Genomic DNA, 3,463 nt, shown 5'->3' on the forward strand with positions numbered 1-3,463 from the left:
ATCAACAACCATACTTTTATTGTCTGCGCATGCACTTGTTAATAGGACGAAAGCAATTGCGATTATTTTTTTCATTTTTATTCCTTTTTACTTGTACTTTTACTTTTACTTTTACTAAATCTGACCAAGCATATCGGGTAAATAAAGGTCCATAATTATTTATCTACTGGTTACATTACCCATAAACACGCTTCACACCTTTAATTTAACTGAAAATAGCGATCTCTATCACCAATAGCTTATCTATTATCTGCTGCTAAATTTTATTTTATCCTTTTAAAAATGGCCTTATTCAATAACTGTTTTAATATAACCTTAGCGGATTGGATCTGTATAGGAAAAACAAAAAAAATGCGGCCGTGGGAGGCCGCATAACGCGAAATAAGGGCGTAAAAAGGAATGTTATGAAACTCTAACAAAACTATTGCTGCCACAACGGTTACGATGAAAGCGCTTACATAATAATGACCACTTAGTCATTAAGGTAAGTATAAAGGCCTACACTAAAACATTCCGAGATCAGCGTCACAAGAAAGCGCTTTCATTTTGTTTTTGTATATTGCTATTATTTTTTCGCTAAATGTCGAATATTAATAGCAAGCTGGTGTGGCATTTTTTTACAGCGCGGTTGTTCGGACGTTCAGGAGGGTGACGGGAAGTTCGAAGCAAACCGTGGCAGTTTGCTTCGATCATTAATTAGCCATCAAAATCTTCTCCTAGCAACTCCTTCAGTGTTTGTTGCTCTTTAAAGTCTTCAATATTACGGCGAACCTGTCCTTTTCCTCTACCACGATGATTCTGGTGCTCTTTACGAGCATGGATAGTATCCTCTTCCCAATCATCTTCATATTGCCACTCTTCTGTATCTTGATCTTCATCATCAAATTGCTGAGAACTATTACTACTGTTTCCCATTTCACTACTCCAAAAAAACTAATTAACAACTAGATCTACATCGGCTGACATTGCAATCATATGCCAGTTTCTGATTATGGAATCATCGCTGTTATTGCCGTTTTTTGTAAAGAAAAAAAACGGTTTTTTTAGTCTTTTTTGTTATAAAAAAAAACTTTTAATTCCTTTTTATAAAAAACCGATTTCCTCTTTTCAATACACCACTAAAGCAATTAAATTTTCCAAAAAAAAAAGCCCATAAATCATCGCTTAAATTCATTCGTAGCCACACTTGCTATTAGCTTAACTAACCGTTGCTATACTCTCGGTAATAAGTAACTTAAAAGAGATCTCATTGTGATTAGTCAAGATGTGAAAAATAAAGTAATTATTTGGCGTTAAAATAAATTGGCTAGTCGTCAGAGTAAAAGCAGCTGCAATGAATTTTACAGGTTAAAGGGCATTCCATTGTGTAGAAGGCGTTTAAAGAGGAGTCTATATTATGTTAAAAGCACTTTTTATCGATTTAAGCGGCGTATTATATATCGGCAAGCAAATCATTCCCGGTGCCGTTGCAGCTATCGCTAAAGCCAGAGAAAACCAATTACAGTTACGTTTTGTCACTAATACGGCACGTAATACACGCGCCCAGATATTAATAGATCTAAATAAATTAGGCTTTTCTGTATCAGAGCAGGAGCTGTTTACTGCGCCAATTGCAGCACACGCCTGGCTAAAAGAAAAAAAACTTCATCCCTATTGCCTGATCCATCCAAACATTAAAAGTGAATTTTCCGATCTCGTCCAAAGCAATCCTAATGCGGTTATTATTGGCGATGCTGAACAGGATTTTTGTTACGATAAATTAAACAGGGCTTTCCAATTATGTCAGCAAGGAGCCCCTTTGCTTGGCATTGGTTACAATCGTTTTTTTAAATTGGATGGTCAATTATTACTCGATGCAGGCCCTTTTATCAAAGCGATAGAATTTGCGGCATCGACAAAGGCGATTATCTTAGGAAAACCATCCCGAGATTTTTTTCTGCAGGTACTTGGATCAACAAATTTACAGGCAGATCAAGTGCTGATGATTGGTGACGATATCTATGGTGATATTGAAGGTGCAATCAATGCGGGATTGCATGGCTGTTTAGTACGCACAGGGAAGTACCAAAGCGGCGATGAAAATAAAATCAGCCCGTCACATCAAACCGCCGACTCGATAGTTGAAGCTGTAGACTATGCCTTGTCGGAAACCAGAAAAATTTAGCAGCGCCCGGTATGGCGTGCTCTGTTAGCGGTTGAACGAGCAGAGTGTAAAAATCATAAACATTGCACTTAGGTTTTTCTATAAGGTGCAAAAACTTGTAAAATCCAATCAATAAACAGCTGCACTTTATGCGGATAATTGCTCGACTTTGGCGTTAACAGGTAATAACAATAGGGACTGGAGAATGACAGATCAAAAGGGATCACCAACAGGCCATCCTTCAGTTGTTGCTCAATAAAAAATCGTGGAATCAATGCCACCCCCATGCTGCTAATTGCCGCCTGACTGAGCATATAAAAATGGGCCATGCCAAACTTTTTCTCAGTCGTTAGCGTGAGCCCTAGCGCCTGCGACCACTCTTGCCACATATCTGGCCTCAACGTATGTTTTAACAGCGTCATCTCATTAATATCATCAATTGAACGCATTTCTATCGCCAGTTGTGGCGAGCAAACCAAGCACAAATCTTCATCCATCAATTTAATAAAATTGACGCCTTGTGGCTCTGATGTCGCACTCCGTATAACAATATCGTAATTACTTTGTGAAAAATCCACCGGAAAATCGCCAATGGACAAATCCACATAAAGATTAGGGTGACGTGATTTAAACGCTTCTAAACAAGGGATCAAGCAACTAATACTTAAACTGGGCAAAACATTAATTGCCAAGCTTTGCATACGCAAAAGCTGTGATTGAATATCTACGGTAGCGTTATTAATAATTTGTAATGCCGCCTGAATATGGGTCAAATAACGCAGCCCCTCATCGGTTAATACTAATTTTTTATGCTGGCGCAGAAACAGCTGCATTCCGAGATAATCTTCTAATACTTTGATTTGTTTACTTATTGCACCATCAGTCACATGCAACTCCTGTGCTGCCAATGAAAAGCTCACATGTCGTGCAGCAGATTCAAATGTACGCAGCGCATTTAAAGGCGGCAATTTAGGATACATCTACTTACTCGCTTAATAATTAATAATATGAATGAGTAAAACTCACACAAAGAAGAAGATAACTCCTTTGCACAATTGATGCAAATTCGATTAACTATCAGCATCGAATTTTAAATGAGTCATAGCAGATGATCTTAGAGACAGTATTAGGCGTGTCATTGCAAAGCGCAGCAATTCTTTTTCCGGTAGCTATACTGGCCGGTTTTATCAATGCTATCGCTGGCGGAGGTGGTTTGCTGAGCATACCGATCTTAATGTGGGTCGGGTTACCACCAGCAACAGTTTTGGCTACCAATAAACTACAAGCCTGTGGGGGGAGCTTTTTTGCCAGTTACTATTT

At 38.5% G+C, this 3,463-nt stretch carries 4 protein-coding genes; 2 read left to right on the forward strand and 2 right to left on the reverse strand.

From position 1 onward, the window contains the following. Positions 1 to 696: 696 nt before the first annotated feature. The gene (locus tag ACJAT7_RS18545) at positions 697 to 915 is read right to left on the reverse strand and encodes a hypothetical protein (protein WP_415228273.1); all 219 of its coding nucleotides are present in this window, start codon (positions 913 to 915) and stop codon (positions 697 to 699) included. Between the two features lie 481 nt (positions 916 to 1,396). On the opposite strand from ACJAT7_RS18545, the gene ACJAT7_RS18550 reads away from it, so the two are divergent. Then, entirely contained in the window at positions 1,397 to 2,164 is a 768-nt protein-coding gene (locus tag ACJAT7_RS18550) for a TIGR01458 family HAD-type hydrolase (RefSeq protein WP_415228274.1), read from the forward strand. A 68-nt stretch (positions 2,165 to 2,232) separates the two neighbouring features. Here ACJAT7_RS18550 and ACJAT7_RS18555 read toward each other — a convergent pair whose 3' ends face one another. Beyond that, the gene (locus ACJAT7_RS18555) at positions 2,233 to 3,123 is read right to left on the reverse strand and encodes a LysR substrate-binding domain-containing protein (protein WP_415228275.1); all 891 of its coding nucleotides are present in this window, start codon (positions 3,121 to 3,123) and stop codon (positions 2,233 to 2,235) included. A gap of 128 nt (positions 3,124 to 3,251) precedes the next feature. Here ACJAT7_RS18555 and ACJAT7_RS18560 point away from each other — a divergent pair. Then, positions 3,252 to 3,463 (forward strand): TSUP family transporter (locus tag ACJAT7_RS18560; RefSeq protein WP_415228276.1); only part of this gene is annotated, 212 nt, incomplete at its 3' end.

This window comes from Psychromonas sp. (assembly GCF_047632995.1).
Lineage (GTDB): Bacteria > Pseudomonadota > Gammaproteobacteria > Enterobacterales > Psychromonadaceae > Psychromonas.